This window comes from Lactiplantibacillus sp. YT640 (assembly GCF_049745435.1).
Taxonomy (GTDB): Bacteria; Bacillota; Bacilli; order Lactobacillales; family Lactobacillaceae; genus Lactiplantibacillus; species Lactiplantibacillus plantarum.
This window is the reverse complement of record NZ_JBMNVY010000084.1, coordinates 1-1,365: the sequence shown is the minus strand read 5'-3', so window position 1 is coordinate 1,365 and position 1,365 is coordinate 1. Positions and strand designations below refer to the sequence as shown.

1 protein-coding gene is annotated in these 1,365 nt (G+C 39.0%); it reads left to right on the top strand.

Annotated elements, in window-relative coordinates; translation table 11 throughout:
* The first annotated feature begins 374 nt into the window (after positions 1–374).
* Complete coding sequence (locus ACOV1R_RS16020; RefSeq protein WP_015063441.1) at positions 375–1,331, top strand: protein rep; 957 nt, start codon at positions 375–377, stop codon at positions 1,329–1,331.
* Positions 1,332–1,365: the final 34 nt, after the last annotated feature.

The following is a 1,365-nucleotide window of genomic DNA, read 5'->3' as shown; positions in this document are numbered from 1 at the left end:
CGGTCAAGCTGGCACAGCTTGGACTGGGTTCGGGGCGTCAGCGCCCGAGGGCTTAGAAACTGGTCGATTTTGACCAGTTTCTTCTTATCTTGATACTATTAGAAACAACGTCATTTTAAAAAATCGGGATAAACCCTTGACACAACTGGGCTTAGGCGTATTATGAGTTTATAAAATGAATATAAAAAAACCCACGTGAGCTTCGAAAGTTTGGCGACCTCGAACACGTGAGTTAATCTTGTAAAATCGTATTTTTATTTACTAGACATAGTTTAAGGCTTGGGTAGTTGACCGTCAAGGCTTCTGGCTGATTTTAGTAAAGTAATACATGCAGATTAACTCTTCTCACGTGGCCAGATGAGAGGAGTTTTATTTTGACTGATAGAAAAGTTTTAGTTGATAAATCTCGGTCAGGGAAAGTTCGTCCGTGGCGAGAGCGTAAGTTAGAGAATTTGCAGTATGGTGACTATTTGCAAATATTGAATTATAAGAAAGCTCACCGGGTTAAAGAATGTGGGGAAGTTTTGCGCTTTGTGGAAGATGAACAAGGTCATAAGAAATTAGCGCAGACTTGGTTTTGTCATTCTCGTTTGTGTCCTTTGTGCAATTGGCGGCGGGCAATGAAGCAGTCTAATCAGTTAACGCAAATTTTGGCAGAAGCAGTTAAACAACGAAAAACAGGTCGGTTCTTATTTTTAACGCTGACGGTTGAGAATACAACTGGTGAGCAACTAAAGAGTGAATTACGGCAAATGGGACGGGCAATTGCAAAAATTTTTCAATATAAAAAAGTGGCTAAAAATTTGCTGGGCTATGTGCGTTCAACTGAAGTGACCGTTAATCATGAAGTAGATCAGCCGATGTATCACCATCATATGCATGTCTTGCTTTTTATGAAATCAAGCTATTTTACGGGAACTGATAATTATATTTCACAGGCGGAATGGACTGGATATTGGCAACGAGCTATGAAATTAACTTATATGCCAGTTGTGAATGTTGAGGCAGTTAAACCGAATGTGAATCGCCATAAAAATTCTTTATTGGCCAGTGCTCAAGAAACGGCTAAATATCAGGTAAAGTCTAAAGATATTTTGACGCATAATCCAGAACAAGACTTACAGGTAATTGACGATCTGGAACAAGCTTTGGCTGGTTCCCGCCAAATTAGTTATGGTGGGTTACTGAAAGAAATTCGCAAACAGTTGCAATTGGAAGACGTTGAAAATGGTGATTTGATTAATACGGATAGTGATGATCAAAAGGTTGATCAAGTGGTGCGTGAGATTATTGCTAAATGGGATTATCAGCGTAAGAATTATTTTGTTTAATGATTTATCGTCTATATTATAAGTGAGGGGGGAA